The sequence below is a fragment of the Paenibacillus sp. FSL H8-0104 genome (assembly GCF_038050215.1).
Taxonomy (GTDB): domain Bacteria; phylum Bacillota; class Bacilli; order Paenibacillales; family Paenibacillaceae; genus Paenibacillus; species Paenibacillus amylolyticus.
Genome location: NZ_JBBOTC010000001.1, coordinates 5,731,125 through 5,749,493, shown reverse-complemented (window position 1 = coordinate 5,749,493; position 18,369 = coordinate 5,731,125). Strand labels below are relative to the sequence as shown.

At 46.2% G+C, this 18,369-nt stretch carries 22 protein-coding genes and 1 other annotated feature; of the genes, 12 read left to right on the top strand and 10 right to left on the bottom strand.

Going from position 1 to position 18,369, the window contains the following annotated elements; genetic code table 11:
* Positions 1-212 precede the first annotated feature (212 nt).
* Entirely contained in the window at positions 213-1,112 is a 900-nt protein-coding gene (lipA, locus tag NST38_RS25340) for a lipoyl synthase (RefSeq protein ID WP_017692371.1), read from the top strand.
* A gap of 14 nt (positions 1,113-1,126) precedes the next feature.
* Positions 1,127-1,546 carry a YutD family protein gene (locus NST38_RS25335; protein WP_235200693.1) on the top strand — a complete coding sequence of 140 codons (420 nt, stop codon included), beginning with the start codon at positions 1,127-1,129 and terminating at the stop codon, positions 1,544-1,546.
* A 28-nt stretch (positions 1,547-1,574) separates the two neighbouring features.
* Here the strand turns inward: NST38_RS25335 and NST38_RS25330 are convergent, their stop codons facing one another.
* Positions 1,575-2,378: an NAD kinase gene (locus NST38_RS25330; protein WP_036673293.1), complete on the bottom strand. Its 804-nt coding sequence runs from the start codon at positions 2,376-2,378 to the stop codon at positions 1,575-1,577.
* Positions 2,379-2,482: 104 nt separating this feature from the next.
* A complete protein-coding gene (gene ylbJ / locus NST38_RS25325) occupies positions 2,483-3,736 on the bottom strand; it encodes a sporulation integral membrane protein YlbJ (RefSeq protein WP_127548164.1) in 1,254 nt (417 codons plus the stop codon).
* A gap of 152 nt (positions 3,737-3,888) precedes the next feature.
* Between ylbJ and NST38_RS25320 the strand changes: the two genes are divergently transcribed.
* The 3 genes from NST38_RS25320 (at position 3,889) to NST38_RS25310 (ending at position 5,450) form a co-directional block, all read left to right on the top strand.
* On the top strand, positions 3,889-4,053 hold the full coding sequence (locus tag NST38_RS25320) for a hypothetical protein (protein WP_155984997.1): 165 nt from the start codon (positions 3,889-3,891) through the stop codon (positions 4,051-4,053).
* A 244-nt stretch (positions 4,054-4,297) separates the two neighbouring features.
* Positions 4,298-4,675, top strand: a complete 378-nt coding sequence (locus NST38_RS25315; RefSeq protein ID WP_076254602.1) for a globin domain-containing protein — start codon at positions 4,298-4,300, stop codon at positions 4,673-4,675.
* Between the two features lie 43 nt (positions 4,676-4,718).
* Complete coding sequence (locus tag NST38_RS25310) at positions 4,719-5,450, top strand: DUF2225 domain-containing protein (protein WP_036605724.1); 732 nt, start codon at positions 4,719-4,721, stop codon at positions 5,448-5,450.
* 12 nt (positions 5,451-5,462) lie between these two features.
* Here the strand turns inward: NST38_RS25310 and NST38_RS25305 are convergent, their stop codons facing one another.
* Both NST38_RS25305 and NST38_RS25300 read right to left on the bottom strand, forming a co-directional pair.
* Entirely contained in the window at positions 5,463-5,696 is a 234-nt protein-coding gene (locus NST38_RS25305) for a hypothetical protein (RefSeq protein ID WP_017692378.1), read from the bottom strand.
* A complete protein-coding gene (locus NST38_RS25300; RefSeq protein ID WP_074096390.1) occupies positions 5,693-5,863 on the bottom strand; it encodes a YycC family protein in 171 nt (56 codons plus the stop codon). The genes NST38_RS25305 and NST38_RS25300 overlap by 4 nt, the downstream gene beginning before the upstream one ends.
* Before the next feature lie 118 nt (positions 5,864-5,981).
* Between NST38_RS25300 and NST38_RS25295 the strand changes: the two genes are divergently transcribed.
* Both NST38_RS25295 and NST38_RS25290 read left to right on the top strand, forming a co-directional pair.
* Entirely contained in the window at positions 5,982-7,781 is a 1,800-nt protein-coding gene (locus NST38_RS25295) for a M3 family oligoendopeptidase (RefSeq protein ID WP_341344110.1), read from the top strand.
* Positions 7,782-8,056: 275 nt separating this feature from the next.
* The gene (locus NST38_RS25290) at positions 8,057-8,467 is read left to right on the top strand and encodes an O-methyltransferase (protein ID WP_282320259.1); all 411 of its coding nucleotides are present in this window, start codon (positions 8,057-8,059) and stop codon (positions 8,465-8,467) included.
* An 85-nt stretch (positions 8,468-8,552) separates the two neighbouring features.
* On the opposite strand, the gene NST38_RS25285 is transcribed toward NST38_RS25290, so the two are convergent.
* Positions 8,553-8,780: an alpha/beta-type small acid-soluble spore protein gene (locus NST38_RS25285; protein ID WP_341344109.1), complete on the bottom strand. Its 228-nt coding sequence runs from the start codon at positions 8,778-8,780 to the stop codon at positions 8,553-8,555.
* Positions 8,781-8,985: 205 nt separating this feature from the next.
* Positions 8,986-9,960: an aldose 1-epimerase gene (locus NST38_RS25280; protein ID WP_315371211.1), complete on the bottom strand. Its 975-nt coding sequence runs from the start codon at positions 9,958-9,960 to the stop codon at positions 8,986-8,988.
* A 245-nt stretch (positions 9,961-10,205) separates the two neighbouring features.
* Positions 10,206-10,474 (top strand) — a binding site (T-box leader).
* Between the two features lie 71 nt (positions 10,475-10,545).
* On the opposite strand from NST38_RS25280, the gene trpS reads away from it, so the two are divergent.
* On the top strand, positions 10,546-11,538 hold the full coding sequence (gene trpS, locus NST38_RS25275) for a tryptophan--tRNA ligase (RefSeq protein WP_036605729.1): 993 nt from the start codon (positions 10,546-10,548) through the stop codon (positions 11,536-11,538).
* A gap of 115 nt (positions 11,539-11,653) precedes the next feature.
* Here trpS and NST38_RS25270 read toward each other — a convergent pair whose 3' ends face one another.
* Positions 11,654-11,854, bottom strand: a complete 201-nt coding sequence (locus tag NST38_RS25270) for a hypothetical protein (protein WP_017692385.1) — start codon at positions 11,852-11,854, stop codon at positions 11,654-11,656.
* A 120-nt stretch (positions 11,855-11,974) separates the two neighbouring features.
* On the opposite strand from NST38_RS25270, the gene NST38_RS25265 reads away from it, so the two are divergent.
* A complete protein-coding gene (locus NST38_RS25265) occupies positions 11,975-12,193 on the top strand; it encodes an alpha/beta-type small acid-soluble spore protein (RefSeq protein ID WP_017692386.1) in 219 nt (72 codons plus the stop codon).
* Between the two features lie 116 nt (positions 12,194-12,309).
* Here the strand turns inward: NST38_RS25265 and NST38_RS25260 are convergent, their stop codons facing one another.
* The gene (locus tag NST38_RS25260) at positions 12,310-13,290 is read right to left on the bottom strand and encodes a metal-dependent hydrolase (RefSeq protein ID WP_036605731.1); all 981 of its coding nucleotides are present in this window, start codon (positions 13,288-13,290) and stop codon (positions 12,310-12,312) included.
* A gap of 435 nt (positions 13,291-13,725) precedes the next feature.
* Between NST38_RS25260 and NST38_RS25255 the strand changes: the two genes are divergently transcribed.
* Positions 13,726-14,337 carry an SCO family protein gene (locus NST38_RS25255; protein ID WP_307416169.1) on the top strand — a complete coding sequence of 204 codons (612 nt, stop codon included), beginning with the start codon at positions 13,726-13,728 and terminating at the stop codon, positions 14,335-14,337.
* 72 nt (positions 14,338-14,409) lie between these two features.
* Here NST38_RS25255 and NST38_RS25250 read toward each other — a convergent pair whose 3' ends face one another.
* Both NST38_RS25250 and NST38_RS25245 read right to left on the bottom strand, forming a co-directional pair.
* Complete coding sequence (locus NST38_RS25250; protein ID WP_036605733.1) at positions 14,410-14,757, bottom strand: toprim domain-containing protein; 348 nt, start codon at positions 14,755-14,757, stop codon at positions 14,410-14,412.
* Positions 14,758-15,282: 525 nt separating this feature from the next.
* Positions 15,283-16,458: an MFS transporter gene (locus tag NST38_RS25245; RefSeq protein ID WP_101314212.1), complete on the bottom strand. Its 1,176-nt coding sequence runs from the start codon at positions 16,456-16,458 to the stop codon at positions 15,283-15,285.
* Between the two features lie 190 nt (positions 16,459-16,648).
* Here NST38_RS25245 and NST38_RS25240 point away from each other — a divergent pair, with 190 nt between their 5' ends.
* Positions 16,649-17,131 (top strand): ATPase, encoded by a 483-nt coding sequence (locus NST38_RS25240; RefSeq protein WP_174806458.1) that lies wholly within the window; start codon positions 16,649-16,651, stop codon positions 17,129-17,131.
* 18 nt (positions 17,132-17,149) lie between these two features.
* Entirely contained in the window at positions 17,150-18,295 is a 1,146-nt protein-coding gene (locus NST38_RS25235) for a transglutaminase domain-containing protein (RefSeq protein WP_341344108.1), read from the top strand.
* The last annotated feature ends 74 nt before the right edge of the window (positions 18,296-18,369 follow it).

Below are 18,369 nucleotides of genomic sequence, written 5' to 3'. Positions count from 1 at the left end.
CAAGGTACCCGATGAACCAAGCTAAAGGTTAGCGTTCTTCAAAAGTTCTCATTTTATCCATGTAAGCTCTTGGGGGGGGGAATCCAATTATACAAATTGTCCATATCGGGCATGAATGCACAAGATGTGACAAATGGGGGTTTTTCCAGCGCTTTCATGGTATAATATGTTCCGAGCAACAGCCTAACTTCAGTAGAAAGAAGGTTTATGCATTGGCTAAACGTGTTAAAGAACCGAAGCCGGATTGGATTCGGATCAAATTGACAACCGGCGATAACTATCAGGAAATGAAAACGATGATGCGTTCCAAAACGCTGCATACGGTATGTGAGGAAGCACGGTGTCCGAATATTTATGAATGCTGGGCCAATCGAACGGCCACTTTTATGATTTTGGGCGACATTTGCACAAGGGCATGCCGTTTTTGCGCGGTGAATACAGGCTTGCCAACGGAGCTTGATTTGCAGGAACCAGAACGTGTGGCGGAAGCAGCAGAGCAGATGAATCTGCAACACTGCGTAATTACAAGTGTAGCCCGTGATGACCTGAAGGATGGGGGAGCTACGATTTTTGCAGAGACCGTGAAGGCCGTAAGACGACGGTTGCCATTGTGCAGCGTTGAAGTACTCATTCCAGACTTTCTGGGCGATCGGGAATCTTTGCAGATTGTAATGGATGCCAAACCGGACATTCTGAATCACAATATTGAGACGGTTGAGCGGTTGTCAGACAAAGTGCGTGCCAAGGCGAAATATAAACGTTCACTGGAATTGCTTGCTCGTGCCAAAGAAATGCAACCTAACATCCCTACGAAATCAAGCATTATGCTTGGTGTAGGTGAGGAATATAATGAAATTTTATCAACAATGGATGATCTTCGTGCGGTGAACTGTGATATTATGACGATTGGTCAATATTTGCAGCCATCGGAGAAACATCTGTATGTTGAAAAGTATTATCCGCCAGAGGAGTTTGCTGCATTGAAACAGGAAGGATTAAAACGTGGGTTCAGCCACGTCGAATCCGGCCCGATGGTACGCAGCTCCTACCATGCGCATGAACAGGTGAAATCGGCTACCAAACATGCTGAACAGGCGGCAACACACGCGTGATGGAGGATACCGGATTGGAAGAAGAAAAAATCACAGAACAGATTCAGGACCAACTTCAGGAGCAGATCCAGGAGCCGGTTCAGGAATCAGTTGTTGAATCAGTTGAGGAAAAGCCCAAAGAACCGGTCATTGTACAGATCGGCGGCAAAAATTATGAAATCGTCCAGAACCACAAAGAAGGCTGGAATCCAGAGGTCTTCCGTGATCGTTACAGTGAAGTGCTGGAGCGTTATGATTATATTATCGGAGACTGGGGTTATAGCCAGTTGAGGTTAAAAGGTTTTTACCGTGATAACCATCCAAAAGCAACGAAGGATTCCACGATTGCCAGTATGGTGGATTATATCAATGAATATTGTAACTTTGGCTGTGCGTACTTTGTGCTTCAGAAGAGCAAGGATCAACCTCAAGCCAAAGCAAAAAGCGGTTCCTGAGAAGGACCGCTTTTTTGGTGTGTTTATTTTAGTCAAGAAATGCCGTGCGAACCCGGTTCCAGAATGGATAAGGGCGGAAACGTGCGAAACTGACCTTGTGACTGGATACCTGACAACGGACGGAGATCAGATCCTCCACCATCACATTCACATGATCAATCGTCATCAATAACCGCTGATCCTTGCGGGAGAAAATATCACAATGATGATGCTTGGGCAAAATAACCGGTGAACCAAGTGTACGATAGACCCGGTTATTAATCGATGCAATCTCCGCAATCTGAATCGCCTCGATGGTTGGATGAACCATGGCACCGCCAAGGGCCTTGTTGTATGCCGTGCTGCCTGATGGCGTGGATACACAGATGCCATCCCCACGGAACATCTCAAATGTCACATCGTTAATATCGACCTGGGCTACGACGGTACCGTCTACACCTTTTAACGTAAATTCATTAAGGGCGATGTAAGAGGAATTCCCCGACTTTTTACGAATCTCAAGCTCCAAGAGTGGGTATTGTACAATACGTGGTTTGAGACGCTCCGGATCTCCCTTGCCACTCATCAGCCTGACTAACTCCCGTAATTCTTCCTTCTTCCAATCGGCGTAAAAGCCGAGATGGCCTGTATGAACCCCAACAAAAGCAATATCCGGAATACGGTCGATGAAATTGTGAAATGCCTGTAGCATCGTACCATCGCCCCCGATGGAGATAACAATCTCCGGCGATTCTGCATCCAGCTTGAACCCTTCTTCCTTCGCCAGCGCGTGAAACTGCTGACTGAGATCAATCGATAACTGGTCTCCGCGGTCTTGAACATAGTATCTCAAGATGAAAGCTCCTTTGTGGTCATTATACTACCGATGATAATCAATTCCGCGGAAGAACACAACGTTTGGGCGCATATTCAGTTAAATATAGATGAATCGTTCACTTATTTTTTGGTATGTCGTCTAGGCTTGAGAATGGAACTTAATATCGCAAGGAATAACAACAACACGATGAGGCTTACAAAAACAATCATTCCGGATAAGAAAATCAGTCCCCAGTCCGGTGTATACGTTGATAACGATGGGATGAAACCGGGCTCCATGAGAACGGGTGAAGAGGAACGTCCCATCATGGGTGTCCACAAGAGCAGGACCAGCACAGGTGCGATTAGCGCATGAATGGCTCTGGCAAATAGAAAGGGACCATATCTCATGGGTGTGTTGCTAAGGACACTCATAATCTGTGCATGGACGGATAATCCGCCCCAGGAGAGAACAAAGGCTGCTGCTGCTACTTTATAGACGAGAGGGATGGATGCCCCGGCACTCCCAGCCTCTTTGTTCCCCAGCGTTACTTCAAATAGTCCACCGACCAAGCTAGGAGATAAAGATGGAGGCAGTCCGCTATGTCGTAACAATTGCTCGGTTATGCCGTATAATCCGCCAAGCCAACCGGTCTGGACAAGCAGCTCCATCATGACCGAGAAGAATACAACCAGCCCTCCTACGATAATAATAAGGCGAAGGGATGAGGAGACTGCCTGGCGCAGCAGTTCACCAAATGCCCGTCCGTCAGCTTTTCTTGCTTCGTGCATCGCATAGATGGCCCGGACCAGTCTGTTTCTAGGTATCTCCTCCGATGGAGATCCAGAAGAACTGTCTGGGTGTGAGCCTTTGGCTGTACCCCCGTGAAAACGCATGAGCATACCCACCAGAAAAGCTGCAGCGTAATGGCTCGCAACCAATACTGGAGCAATGGCGACATTATGGAAGAACCCAACCGATACCGCTCCAATCATGAAGATCGGATCGGATGATGTAGTGAAGGCAACGAGCCGTTCTCCTTCTTCCCGGGTAACCAGCTTTTGTTCCCATAACTGAGCGGTCAGTTTCGCCCCTGTAGGATAACCGGATGCACAGCTCACGGCAAATACAAAACCACCGCTTCCGGGAACACGAAACAATGGACGCATCAGTGGATTCAGCAAGGTACCTAGAAAATGAACAATGCCAAAGCCGAGCAGCAGCTCGGACAGCACCAAAAAAGGAAAAAGGGAGGGAAACAATACGTCCCACCAGATGGACAGTCCACGTACACCTGCATGCCAGGTTTCCGCTGGATACAAGACCATTAACACACAAAGGATCAGGAGAGCGAGTGTGACCAGGACATGGGTGAGTCGTTGTGAAGCAGCCATGAATTCTTCTCCTTTATATTTGGAATGGTCAGTGTGCGGAAGTCTGTGATGTTATTGCCATCAATATATGAAAAAAAGTGGACAAACAGTACAAAATTATACGTAGAAAGCGCTTGCAAAAGTGGCTGTGTTTTTGAGTGATGTGTGCTAAAATGAGAAAAACGCCTGAACGTCACCTAATTGTCTCCAAGGTGGAATTCAATTCGGATGGAGTGATGATCATGAGTCTTGTCACCGGAATCCTGGTCTGTGCTTTTGTATATGTGATACGTGCCTCGCTGGTACGCTCTGAGGAAGAGGACTGGCGGAGTTATTAATGAAATATCTAGTGCGCCAACCCAAGCGGTTGGCGCTTTTTTTGTGTTATGTTTCGAATAAGGTCCTATATACAGATGGCAGGTTACATGTCCTGATGATTTCATGTTATATAGGACTTTTTGGTTTTTTTTGATAGAATGAAGATAAAGGCTTTTGTGGCCTGGATATTGTTACTGTTTTCACAATGTTCACGGAACGTGTAATATATGGCAAAATTCGACATCAGAAAGGGGAATCAGACGAATGAATCCCAGTTTGAGTATTTATGACAATCTTGGCGGTGAGAAAGGTGTTCGCGCGCTGGTCGAGGCTTTCTATCCGATCGTTCAGCAGAATGAGCAGCTGGCTCCGCTTTTCCCGGAAGATATTCAGCCGGTCATCGACAAGCAGTATATGTTTTTGTCTCAGTTTTTTGGAGGACCAGGGCTGTTTTCCGAGGCGTTTGGACATCCAATGATGCGTGCCCGTCATATGCATTTTGAAGTGACGGTTGAACGGGCTGAGGCGTGGCTGGCATGTATGGATCAAGCCTTAACACAGATTGGTGTGGAGGAGCCCTTGCATGCGTTTATCCTGCAGCGTTTATCCGGGCCTGCACATCATTTTGTGAATACACCGTAGATCCGAATATGATTACAAGCGTACGGGAGAGGGATGGAAGAGATTGGAATTAGAGCCGCTGTATAAGGTGAAAGTGACCTGCCATTATTGCGAAACCGAGTATGAAACCTCACGGGTAAGACCGAGTTTGAAAAGGCCCTACCGGACGGATTCGGATTTTTGTGCTTACTACAAGCTGGAGAATCCAGATTTTTATGTGGTTCGCATCTGTCCGCAGTGCGGGTTTGCCACGACGGAGAACGCAACGGAGCATTTAAATGATGCTCAGCGCAAGGCATTTAAGGAACAGATCGGTAACCGCTGGGTTAAACGTGATTATAGCGGAGCACGAACACTGGAACAGGCGCTGGCTACGTACAAGCTTGCCTTGCTGTGCGCACAGGTTATCCGGGAGAAAGATCGTGTCGTCGCTGGTCTGTTGCATCATATAGCTTGGTTGTATCGTTATATGGAGGACCATGCACAGGAACATCGTTTTCTTGAATTTAGCCTGGAAGCCTATGTGAAGGTGTTCGAACGTGAAGGAACGGGTGGCAATGAAGCCAAACTGTTGTATTTGCTCGGGGAATTGAACCGCAGGGTAGGCCGGTTTAATGAAGCAGTGCAATGGTTCAGCAAGGTCATTCATGACAAGCGGATCACAGATGCGGCCATGATTCGTGCTTCAAGGGAACAGTGGGCCGTGCTGCGTGAGCAGATGATTTCAAGTAAGTTGGAACTCCCTGAAGAGATGCTGGAAACAGACAAAGAGGCTGCGAAGCGCAGCCCCCTCTAGGTTGATCTTACATTAGTTACGGACAGGACGGCTGGATAACAAATAGTCACTGTCGTTGTCGATCACAGTCATGCTTGTATTACAGCAGGGAAAGACCAGTAATTTCTTTTTGCCTTCGCGAATGAGCACAAGCTCTTTGGGTTTGAGGGGGAGCAGCACGTTGCTTGCATGACAGTAGGGACATTGCTGTACATAGATGTCTCCCATCACAATATCGTAAGGCCAGCTGTTCTCAAACGGAATCATTCTTGTTCGCCTTCTGGTGCGGAAGGTTTGGAGGTTTCTTGTTTGGCGAGTTCCGCAATCTTCTGCATCAGGATATGTTGGGGCATGTGCATCAGGTGCTCCAAAGGTACGCCCAGGGATTCTGCTAATTTGACGGCTGTATCAGCCGATACTTGTAAAGGTTTCATACGTTTACCTCCTGAAGGTTGCTATAAGTATTTCTCTAGTATAGAGATATGGCTGACAGAAAACCAGTTTTTAATTCAATACTAACCATCCAATTTATAGAGAGAGGTGCCTTATTAAATGAAAACGCCATTACACCCCGTATGGGACCTGGAGTCCATTTTTAGTGGAGGTTCTTCCTCCGAGACATTTGCTGCGTATCTGATTGAACTGGAAGAGGATGTACGTAAACTGCAACATCTGCTGAACGAAACAGCTGCACCGACTTCATTAGAAGAGACGGCTGCATTTGATCCGATTTTGGAACTGCTGCAAAGCTGTTATATCCGCATATCGGAAGGATCTGCGTTTGTATCCTGCCTCTCATCGCAAAACCAGAAGGACAAAAAGGCAACGCAGCTTCAGGGCGCCATCAGTTCTATTTCAGCGATGCTGAACGGCAGCAAATCGAAGTTTGATAATACACTCAGTCAGACATCGGATTCGGTGTGGGACGCTTGGATTGCTCGGGAAAATATTCAGCCGCTGGCATTTGTACTGAACGAGAGTCGCACGCTGGCTCGTGAGAAGCTGTCGCCTGAACTGGAAGGTCTTGCTCTGGATCTGGGTGTGGATGGTTACCATGGTTGGGGCAAATTCTATAACACGATTGTCAGCAAGGTGAACATTCCGTTTGAGCAAGATGGGGAAACGGTGATGCTCTCCGCAGGACAGGCTGCCAACAAGCTGAGCGATAGTGATCGGAATGTACGCGAGACGGTATTCGCAAACTGGGAGCAAGCTTGGACTGATGTCGAAGATTTCTGTGCTGACACGCTGAATCACCTCGCGGGATTCCGTCTGAAGTTATATGAGAAACGTGGCTGGGATGATATCCTCAAAGAACCTCTGGCCATCAACCGGATGTCACGTCAGACACTGGATACGATGTGGGATGTGATTAATGGTGCCAAACCTGCACTTGTTCAATATCTGGAGCGCAAGGCAGAACTGCTGGGGGTAGACAAGCTCAGCTGGAGCGACGTAGATGCACCTGTAGGTAAATCGAGTGGCAAAATCACTTACGATGAGGCAGCCATCAATATTGTTGAACAGTTTGCCAAGTTCAGTCCTAAACTTTCCTCGTTTGCAGAGATGGCTTTTGAGAAACGCTGGATCGAAGCAGAAGACCGTCCTGGCAAGCGTCCAGGCGGATTCTGTACGTCTTTGCCACTTAGCAAAGCAACCCGAATTTTCATGACCTTCTCCGGGACACCATCTAATGTGTCGACTCTTGCGCATGAACTTGGGCATGGATATCATCAACACATTATGGAAGAGTTGCCTGCATTGAATCAACGTTATGCGATGAATGTGGCTGAGACAGCGTCCACGTTTGCTGAACTGATTGTAGCAGATGCCCTGGTGCAGGCGGCAACAGATGAGCAAGAGAAGCTGGCTTTGCTGGAAGACAAGATACAGCGAAGTGTGGCTTTCTTTATGAACATCCATGCCCGGTTCCTGTTTGAGAATCGTTTCTATGAACAACGCAAAAAAGGTCTGGTCAACGCGGATGAATTATCCAAATTAATGGTGGAGGCGCAGCAGGAAGCGTTCTGCGGTGTACTTGCATCAGATCATCCTCATTTCTGGGCATCCAAACTGCATTTCTATCTGACGGGTGTGCCATTCTATAATTTCCCATACACGTTCGGTTATATGTTCAGTGCGGGAATCTATGCGAGAGCACAGCAAGAAGGAACGGCATTTGCAGATAAATACGATGATTTGTTGCGGGATACAGGGCGTATGACGGTCGAAGAACTTGCTCAGAAACATCTGGGTACGGACCTGACACAACCGGAATTCTGGCAAAATGCTGCGGACTTGGTTATTGCCGATATTGAGCAGTTTCTGCAGATGACAGCAACCGAAAAATAGGTTGAATATATATGAAAAGGCTGCAATTCCGTGTTAACAGACACAGGATTGTAGCCTTTTTTTTGTACAGAATCCTCATTTTTGATTCTCGAAGATTTTGTCGTAATTAATTGAAAAAGCTCAGTTTAAGGGAGTGGAATGGCAATTAATTGTGCAAATCATAGTTAGAAATACCCAACTTTGCCGTTCTTTGTTGAATGAGCACATATGATGTCATATAATGAGTCGTAAGTCCTTGCTTTATAGGACTATAAGCATATAAGGAGAGTGTTAATATGAAAATTGATGAGCTTTCATTAGCGAGACAGTTGGATCTGGTATTCAAAGAACTTGATAATGAGTTATCAGGGTTAGATTCAGGGGTAGTTTTTGTGCAAATACGAAACAACGTAATTGGGAAGTTTGGTATTCGACATAATCCGATAGCTGGACGAGATGGGCAGATGGATGTGGAGGAAGGGGGGCTAAACGTAACCCAGAGAACTTCTTTCCGGGCGATGGCGCTGGAGACGTTGAAATTCAAACGCAATTGGACGCATGGCGAAATATCGTACGACTTCACAGTAAGACAAGGTATGATTTTGGTAGATGCAACGATGGAGTCTAATTACAATATGGCGAGCCTGATGATTCGTTACCCTAGAACCAATACATACAAGGATTCAGATATGGAGTCGACCTCCTAATTAGTTGCACAAGAGAAAGCGGCACTTCCGAAGAAGGCCGCTTTTACTTTTGGATTCTGCTTAGGCTCAAGCAATAATTACGAGCTTACGAACGACCCGATAATTGCTGCTCAGCGATTTGCACCAGACGTTTAGTGATGTATCCACCCAGAGAACCTGTCTCACGGGAAGTATAGTTACCGTAGTAACCATCTTGTGGAATAGTTACACCCAGCTCTTGAGCAGCTTCAATTTTCAATTGTTGCAATGCTGCTGTTGCTTGGGGAACGACCAGGTTGTTGGAGCGGCTACCGCTACCTTGACTTCCGTACATATGTGTCACCTCCTTATGGGTTGGTGATGTTAGTATGGTTAGAGAATACGGAAATATACATGATATGGCGTAAGGGAAAATATGGATAACTATCAGTGCACAGGACACATAAAAAAGCCGACCCAATGCGGGTCGGCAAGTTGTATGTGGATATCAAAATATAGGGTGATATGCGTAAAAGCAAAGTAGAGCATGATCAGCTCGCTTAGTCTGTAGGAGGTATAACCTCAATACGTGTAAATAACTCAACAGGCTGTTCCGGTTCCAAGCGAATCAACCCGGTTTGTTCATCCGATAAAGCCAAATTAGGTGCATCCGGGAGCCAAGTGTACGGTTCAATGCACAAGAACTGATCGGATTCACCTTTGGTAAAGAGAACCCAATGTTTGAAAAATGCTTCATCTGCTGAATATTTCAATGTATACCCATCTTGCCTGCGTAAGTAAGCCGTAGCCGGTTCACCTTCGGTAGCTTTCAACAGGGTATCCCAGTTACGTCCCTGCAAATTGATGCCTTCGTTCAGAGCAGACCATTCACCCAGGGATTCCAGTTCACCTGTCGGTAGTTGTTCTTCATTCTGTCCGTATATTCCGGAAACAGGAAGTTGCAGTGTCCAGTCGGCAGGTTTGCCGTCTAACAAAAACCATGTATGATATCCCATCCCAAAAGGAGCAGGCGTTGAGCTCAGATTGGTGACTCGCAGACGCTGGCTAAATACAGCGTTTTGCAGACTGAACGTCATCTCAAGTTTTAGGGGAATCGGGAATTGGGCCATCCAATGCTCTTCATTTTTGGTCAGTAATTCAGTCGTAATTGCACAGCCGTCTTCATCTTCCTCAATGTCACTGACACACCAGGATTGGGTACGGTGGAGACCGTGAATATGGTTGTCATTCGCCGTGTTCTGATCGAACTGGTAACGAACGCCTTCATATTCGAATTGTCCACGATGAATGCGCCCTGGTGGAATCAGGAGAGGAACGCCAAAATGGTACGGCTTCTGCAGATAAAAGGCAAGATCGTCTTCATCCGGACGGCGGACGACATCTCTGTCCTGCACTAAATCGCGAATAGAAATAATATTATTTCCAAGACGCGGCAGCAGGGTGATTTCCAATTCACGGCTATGTAGGATATACGTGTCGTAACCATTCCATTGGCCTTTGGTCACTTGTTTCATATCGATGCTCCTTTTCCCACTTGAAATCTGTCTGCAAGCAGTTGTGATGAAGCTACTGCTGCAGGCGTGTCGTTGTGTACATGCCAGCTATTTCCTGCGCTATTTCGTGTGAAGCAGGCAACAGGATAAGCAATTCCATCATAACAGATTTTGATGTCTCGGGTAAAAAAGTTCAACTCATTTTGACATTCACGCCTGTGCGCATTAAGATGGAACTCTGAAAGCATTTATTAGAATTAAATGACATGAAATCGATGACAGGGATAAGTAGGCCAAGAGAATCCTCTCCAGAAAGCCGGTGGTTGATGTGAACCGGTGTGAGCTCTTTACCGAATGGACCCTTGAGTGTAGGTTTGAACAGGTTAAGCCAGAGATGGGCTTGCCCCACTAGAGTCTGCCGTATAATCCACGTTACGGAACAATGAAGGCATTTCTTCAGCTTGACTTGATTTCAGGGTCAGGAGCAATCGAAGAAAAGCGAATAAGGGTGGCACCACGGTCTCACGTCCCTTGCGGATGTGGGGCCTTTTTGCGTTCGCAGAGAATGGCAGGAGTTTTTTATAACAATCAGGGAGGCGTTATGTTATGAAAACAGTACTTTCAGGTATTCAGCCAAGTGGTAAGCTCACATTGGGCAACTATATTGGTGCAATCAAAAATTTTGTAAAACTCCAGCATGACTATCAATGTCATTTCATGGTGGTTGATCTTCATGCCATCACCGTGGCTCAGGAGCCAGCAGCATTGCGTGAACAGTCTGAAGCGGTAGCTGCACTGTTTATTGCAGCAGGTATTGATCCTTCGAAATCTAACGTATTTCTGCAATCCCATGTACCGCAGCACGCGGAATTGGGCTGGTTGATGACAACGCTGACCTCCATGGGTGAGCTTGAACGCATGACTCAGTTTAAGGATAAATCATCCGGTAAAGATTCCGTTGGTGCCGGACTGTTTGTGTATCCATCATTAATGGCGGCTGATATTTTGTTATACAATGCTGACCTTGTACCAGTAGGTGAGGACCAGAAGCAGCATCTGGAACTGACACGTGATCTGGCAGGACGTTTTAACCACCGTTATGGGGAGTACTTCACCATTCCAGATCCGTATATTCCGCAGGTGGGTGCACGGGTAATGTCACTTGATGATGCCTCTTCGAAAATGAGCAAAAGTAACCCTAACGCTGGCAGCTATATTGCCCTGCTGGATCCGCCGGATGTGATTCGCAAAAAAATCAGCCGTGCCACTACAGATTCGGGACGTGAAGTCGTATATGATCCGGCAAACAAACCGGAAGTCAGCAATCTGATGAGTATTTATGCTGAATGTGCAGGTATGACACTTAAGGAAGTAGCTGAGCGTTATGAAGGCAAGATGTATGGTCCGTTCAAAAAGGAACTGGCTGAAGTGGTTGTATCTGTGATTGAACCGCTGCAACAACGATATAATGAGATTCGTGAGTCTGGCGAATTGGCGGATGTTCTGGATACGTCAGCCCGTCGTGCAGAAGAAGTTGCTGCTCAAACGTTGGATGCAGTTAAAGAACGTATGGGATTTGTTCCGAGACGTAAACAGTAGTCCTGAACAAAGATCTTCATTTCATGCAATGAATAGTTAACATAAATAAAGAGGAGCCCTATTGAAGGACTCCTCTTTATTTGTGCGTTCATTATTGAACTATCAAATGACCTGCTCAAGAAGTGGGCTCTGAAGCAGCCGAGCGAACTTCCTGACGTTCTTTTTTGGCGCGAATCACAAATCCCCAGCCAATGTTGGCAATGGACAGGACAAACAGTAGTGCAGCAAACCAACCGGAGTAGGAGATCATAATTGCTGAAACCGTTAACAAGATAATCGAAGAGAATGCGAACCATAAAGACAAGCCTTTACTCATTGGGAAAAACCTCCATCTACAAATTTAGTAAAACTCCGTATAACCTGTAGCCTACGAGCCATAATAATCTTGCAAGCTTGCAATTACATTACAGACACAGATTGAAGGGAGATTATAAATATGGCTCAAGGATCTCGTTCTAACAACTTGGTGGTACCTCAGGCAAATTCAGCACTGCAACAATTGAAAATCGAGGCTGCACAGGAACTGGGTGTAACTATCCCACAAGACGGTTACTATGGTAACTACACTTCCCGTGAAACAGGATCTTTGGGTGGATATATCACCAAACGTCTGGTACAAATCGCTGAGCAGTCTCTGGCTGGGTCTGGCAAATAATTTATTTTAACCAACAGCAACAAAACAGGATAAACAGAAAGCCCGGAGCGGAAACGCTCCGGGCTTTCTCGCGTATCAGTTCCTATGTCTGATTGTGCCTTGCCATGCTCACTTCGTCAAGGGCGTGCAGATAAAAGTTTTTTATCCATTTTCTCATCGCTTAACCAGCCTACATACGTATCAATCGTTTCGAAATTCCGATCCATCACAATTACAGCGACAAATGGATATTGTTTCCGGTGTCGATAACGTACATCTGCCCAGCGGACCTTGTAACCGGCAGGCAGTTCTTCAACCTCTGCCACCGCATAGGAGGTGAAATAGAGGAAGGCACTGACTTCCGGTGATTTGCGTGAAGCAGCAACGGCCGCATGAGTAGAAGACGAAGCGTGCAGACTCCATACCAGATTAGAACCATCCATTTTACCGATCACATAACTGCCGTCCTCAACTCGTTTAACCACATGCCAGCGGTTCCATGATATCGTTGGAATGACGATGTATCTTGCCTGCTCTGGGCTGTTGTCGAGACGTCTAACTTTTCTGACCGCTTGTGCACGAGCAATCGTTCGCCATATATAATATAAACCGGTCAAACTATACAACGTAACGAAGAGTGGTGCAGGGGCGATCAGATCAAAGGCCCATAACAGGATAGCTATGACATGTGTAGTGAATAGAAACGGATCAAAAATATGAATGATGTTCCAGGCAATCCAGCGTTCTGTAAAAGGCCGGGCGGCTTGGGTTCCATAGGTGTTGAACAGATCGGTGAATACGTGAAAGCCTACGGCCACAGCGGTCCAGGTGGCAACGTGTCCAATAGGGACACCAGGGAATATCAGTGCAATGACGCCGGTGATGAGCAAAACCCATAACAGGAGAAATGGCAGAGAGTGTGACAAGCCCCGATGATTCCGAATGTAAAGCGAATTGCTTTTGAGACGTAACGCAGTATCAATGTCCGGGGCCTGGGAACCGGCGATCGTGCCAACCATTACCGCAGCTGCAAGCATGGGACTCGCCGCGACGACAGGATCGACATAAGCCAGACCGGCTAGACCAATCCCCATGACAAAATGTGTAGAGGTATCCATAAACGTCTCCTTTGTGTGGTATATCGTTCTAAGGCATATTACTTCTCTATCTAGGTGATACCCATATATAGTGTATAATATCCGTTTGTCAGGATGCAAAACATCCCTAATTTCAAAGTTATGACAATTTCCTGTGCCACACCCAATAAATGTACGTAGTTTGTCAAACTATTTTGGCATTTCCTATGATAAACTTTATATCGGATACAGTGAGAAAATCGCCAGAGAACGTACGATACTATTCGAATGATATACAATGCTAAAATAATTTATGGGCATTGTTCCTTTAAACCGTTACAATAATATAGAATCTCATAAAAAGTAGGTTTCTTTGAATACATATGTCACAGTAGATGGATAAAGCGAAACGAACGTGATTTTGGATTCACATATGTATGCGTATTCATAAGAAAAGATACAGAAGGGACGAGGAAGATGCTGAAAAAGTACAAATGGACATGGATGCTGCTCGGGCTCGCACTTATTATGGCTGTGTATCTGATGTGGGGCACCGTATTTGCCAGTAAGGAAAAATTACCCGAGATTCGTGAAATCCAATCCTTTTCTATGGAAAATGTAGATGGCAGTACAGTATCGCTGGAGGATACGCAAGGGAAAGTCCGCTTGTTCTACTTTTATTTCACCAGTTGTCCGGATGTCTGCCCTATTACGACCTTTACGTTATCCCAGGTGCAGGATCTGTTGAAAGAGGACGATACCTTTGGTAAAGATGTCTCATTTGTATCTATTTCATTCGACCCGAAAGTCGATACAAGAGAGAAGATTAAGACGTTTGCAGACCGCTTTCACGCGGATTATTCCGGATGGTACTTCTTGCGAGGGGATATGGACAAAACCAAACAGTTGGCCAGGGAATCATTTCAGATCCTGATCGATGGGGAGAGTAAGGACGATTTTGCCCATATGAATATGATTGGATTGGTGGATGAGAACAACCAGCTGCGCAAGGTATATAACGCATTTAATACAGAGGACGTTGTGCCAGCTGTCATTGCCGAGGATATTCGCAATCTGATCAACGAATAACATGATACTCATATTGTAAAGGCTGCCTTCTGGTTGGATATCAACCCAAAGGCAGCCTTTTGGTATTTCATTTTAATAGGAAGGATGTTCAGGGTATTGGATGTATGTCTCTAACCCGGCTTTCTCCAGCTGGGCAATGATATACTCATCAGGTGTTCCTTCCACACCCGCATATCCTCGTCGTGTATACATCTGTACTGCATCCGGGAAAGCATCCCGAAGTACACCTCTAATTTTTTTGCCGGAACTGTCATTATCCATAAATAAAAAGACTTCATCGTAACCGACTTGCTTGCGCAGGGTCTCCAACTTGAGGGAATTAAGTGTTCCAAACGTACATAGAATGTTGATTTCGGGTCCAACCAGACGTTTCAGTTTGCTTCGGTCATTCTTACCTTCCACAATGACATGAATAGGCATGATATTCACCTCTTGTTCGAGAGCTTATGTCGACATTCCCCGGGAAATGTTGCAGCGAAAATCGACTGATTATATAAAATGGACTCCTTTCTTTACACGACTGCTAACTGGATAGAACAACACATCAAGTTTGAGGTCTTATTTCATAAATGCATCATTAGGTCAGTAATAGCTTTAGTGGCCGTTCCGGTTACGGATCGTTCTTCCGATCGCTGTTGTCTCCATATATTTCTGATTTGCTTTTATAAAGTTAATATTTGGAGACAAAGGCGAACGCTACCGCTTCTTCAAAATCGATTCCGTCCCCTTCACTACTTTTGGCTAATTGTTCAACCTTAATGGTCTTCAATAAGATAAAACCTTCGGTGATTGTAAAAGATAGATTTCCCAGTTAGCTTTTATTAACGTGTAAAACGTTAGTCCATTTTATATAGTTTAGCTGTAAATGGGGGAATGATGCAAAGCTAATGAAAATACAGACCTAATTGCTGTCATAACAGTAGGGAAGAAGAGCTTGATACAGGCCTAATTCAATATACTTTTCGGATCGGACAGGGGAGCTTCGCGTCTGGATGTATAGTATGGAAGCAGCAGCATACCAATCATTAACAAAAGAAACGCGATGAAATAGGGTGATAACCCGACACGAAGTTGCCCGGCTGTGATGGGGCCGATGAAAGAGCCGATGGAGGTGGCTATGGATTGCAGCGAGAAAATGCGGCCCAACTTGCTTCCTCCGCTCAGACGGATAAATAGAGTAGCCATAGCTGGAAAGATGATGCCTTTGGACATCCCAAGTACAAACAATACGGTGGTCAACGGAACTTGCGGAATGGCTGCCATCACAAAAAAACACAAGGACATTAACAGCACGCCCGCAACCAGACGCAGCTTGGGGGAATACCGGTTGAGAAATAACATGCTGAGGGTGAAGAGTGCCCCAATACTGATTATAGAGAACAGCAGTCCGGTAGACATGATGGACGATTGTCCTCCGCCCCGCAGGGGTAATTCGAAGAAGAGAATCCCTTGGGCACAGGCAATCACCAGAGGCAAAGCAAAGTATCGCCAGGACACCGGCAGGAATGCACTTGTGGCATCTGCTGGTGAAGCGTCAGGTTTAGTAGGTACCGTTACTCTCTCCTGCTGTTTGACGATACCACGGGGCATCGTCATGAAAGCAATGACACCTGTGAGAATAAGCAGATAACCCAAACCTGAGAATGTAGCAGAGAATCCCATGGAACCCACAATGATCGCACCGGCTGCTGGCGATACAACAGAAGCGAGGGTATGTACTACCCCGTGACCCGACATATACTTCCCCTGTTTCACCGGATCGCTGGATAACTGTGCAAGCAGGGCGAGACATGCAGGAGACAGGAAGGCCAGTACAAACCCGCTGATGGAACGCAACGCCAGCAGTTGCCATGGTGTCTGGACATAGGCTTGTAAGAGCAGGATGAATCCTGCTCCGAGCAGACTGAATACAATGTAGCGGCGACTCCCATGTTTATCGATTTGTGTTCCAGCAATCAGATTGCCAGGAAGATGTGTTAAGGAATAGATGCCCATCATCCAGCCAATGAAAGTAGGGGCGGCTCCCAGCGAGATGGCAAAAGGGGTCAGAATGGGATACTGGGCGTGCAAATCAAATACAGCAAGGAACAAAAACAGGTATAGCCAGATGGCCGTTTTCACATAAGCCCCTCCTTGTTAAGCGATGCATGTTCAAACTACAGGTCTTGAACGTGTTCCCCGTTCGCCCGGCAGAACCTCATGGTACTACTTGTACGCCCGGCGGGACGAACTTAGACCGTTTATTTTTAAGGGAGAGGGCTTAGCTGACAGCAGCTTCGGAAATCATGTATAATATTCGGGAGTGTTACGAATGAATTCTAATACGGAAGGTGTAGTCATGAACATAGAAGTAATCAAAGAGTTTGTGATGCAGAACTGGCTGGTGATCGTGGTTGCATTGATCATATTGTTCTTTGTTCTGAATGTGGTCAAAACCGTATTGAAATGGGCGATTGCCATCATCATTATTGCGGCTCTACTGATATACAGCGGCATCTCCATTGATCAGATCAAACAGACAGTGACAGACGTACAATCCAGCACGATGGACACATTGAAGAAGGAAGCAACCAGCATGATGCTGAAGGAGGCTTCCAAAGCGAAATACGTCAAAGGACAGGATGGAGCGTTCACCATCACAAGTCCCAATGTGGAGATTAAGGGCAGAACTCAATCGGATAAAGTTGATGTGACCTTCCGCGGAATTTCACTTGGCGAATGGAAACTCGACAATGAAACTATACGTACGTTTGTCGAACAGGCACAGGAGAACAAAACAGCACCAGCATCGTAGTAAAGGGGGAATCGGTACGTGCTGCAGAATTGGCTGGACAGCCTGAAGGAATTGAATGGCATCACGATTATGCTGTTGCTGATTGTGGCTGCTTCATTATTGCAGGGTTGGTCCAGAGGGGCTTCGCGTTCAGCAGGCAGACTCTTTGGGTTCCTGATGGATGGCATTATGGCGGTCATCGGTATTCTGTTGTCGATCGGTTTAACGTTGTGGCTTGCGCCATATGTACAGCAGTGGCTGTCTGAGTATGCTTCAGCCATGCCTAACCGTGAGTTGAACCGGTGGGAACAGATGTATTATACGTTGGTTACGGCGATTGCAGATTTTCCGCTGATGCGGTTCGCTGTATTATTTGTACTTAGCTATGGACTCATCCGACTGATTCTCGGGTTTCTCTCTTCATTTATTTTTAGTAGCAGGCAGAGGTCATCCGAGGAAAGTGCGCCTAAAGGTATGTTTAGTCGCTTGACGGGTGCATTCATTGGCACGATCATAGGCTCCGTCCGCGGAATGATTGTCATCGCAGTTTTGTTCATGATTGTCAGTCTTTACCCTGGAAGCATGTTCAGCCGATATGTGGAAGCATCCCCGATCTATATGCAAGGGGCCAAATCGGTTATCGAACCGTTGTCTGGCACGTTTATCAAGGACAAGCTACCCGTATTTACGCAGGCTGTGCAGAAGGAACTGGGCGGCATCCTGCAACGCAAATATGAAGTTATCGACCACAATATTCCGACGGACATTGAATCTGCAGCGAGTGAGATTGTCAAAGGCCAATCGACAGATGAAGCCAAGGCAAGAGCGCTATACGACTGGGTAGGTTCACGTATTCAGTATGACTATGGTAAAGTGGATGACTATGAGCAAAAGGGCATATGGCATGAACAAAATCCACAGAATACATTTGATACACGCAAAGGCGTATGTATTGATTATGCCCGTCTTTACGCCGTGATGGCCCGTTCACAAGGACTTGAAGTCAAAGTTGTTACAGGACTTGGTTATAACGGCCAGGGAGGGTATGGTCCGCATGCGTGGAATGAGGTGTATTTGAGTGATTCCGAGAGCTGGGTTCCGCTTGACCCGACATGGGCGATCAGTGGAGACTGGTTTAATCCTCCGAATTTTGCCGACACCCATCTAAAGGATCAATCAGCTTAGCAATACAACGGACATGGGTCCGGAATATGACGACGTTGCCAGGTTATCATGCCGCGGAGAATCAGTTTGAGCGG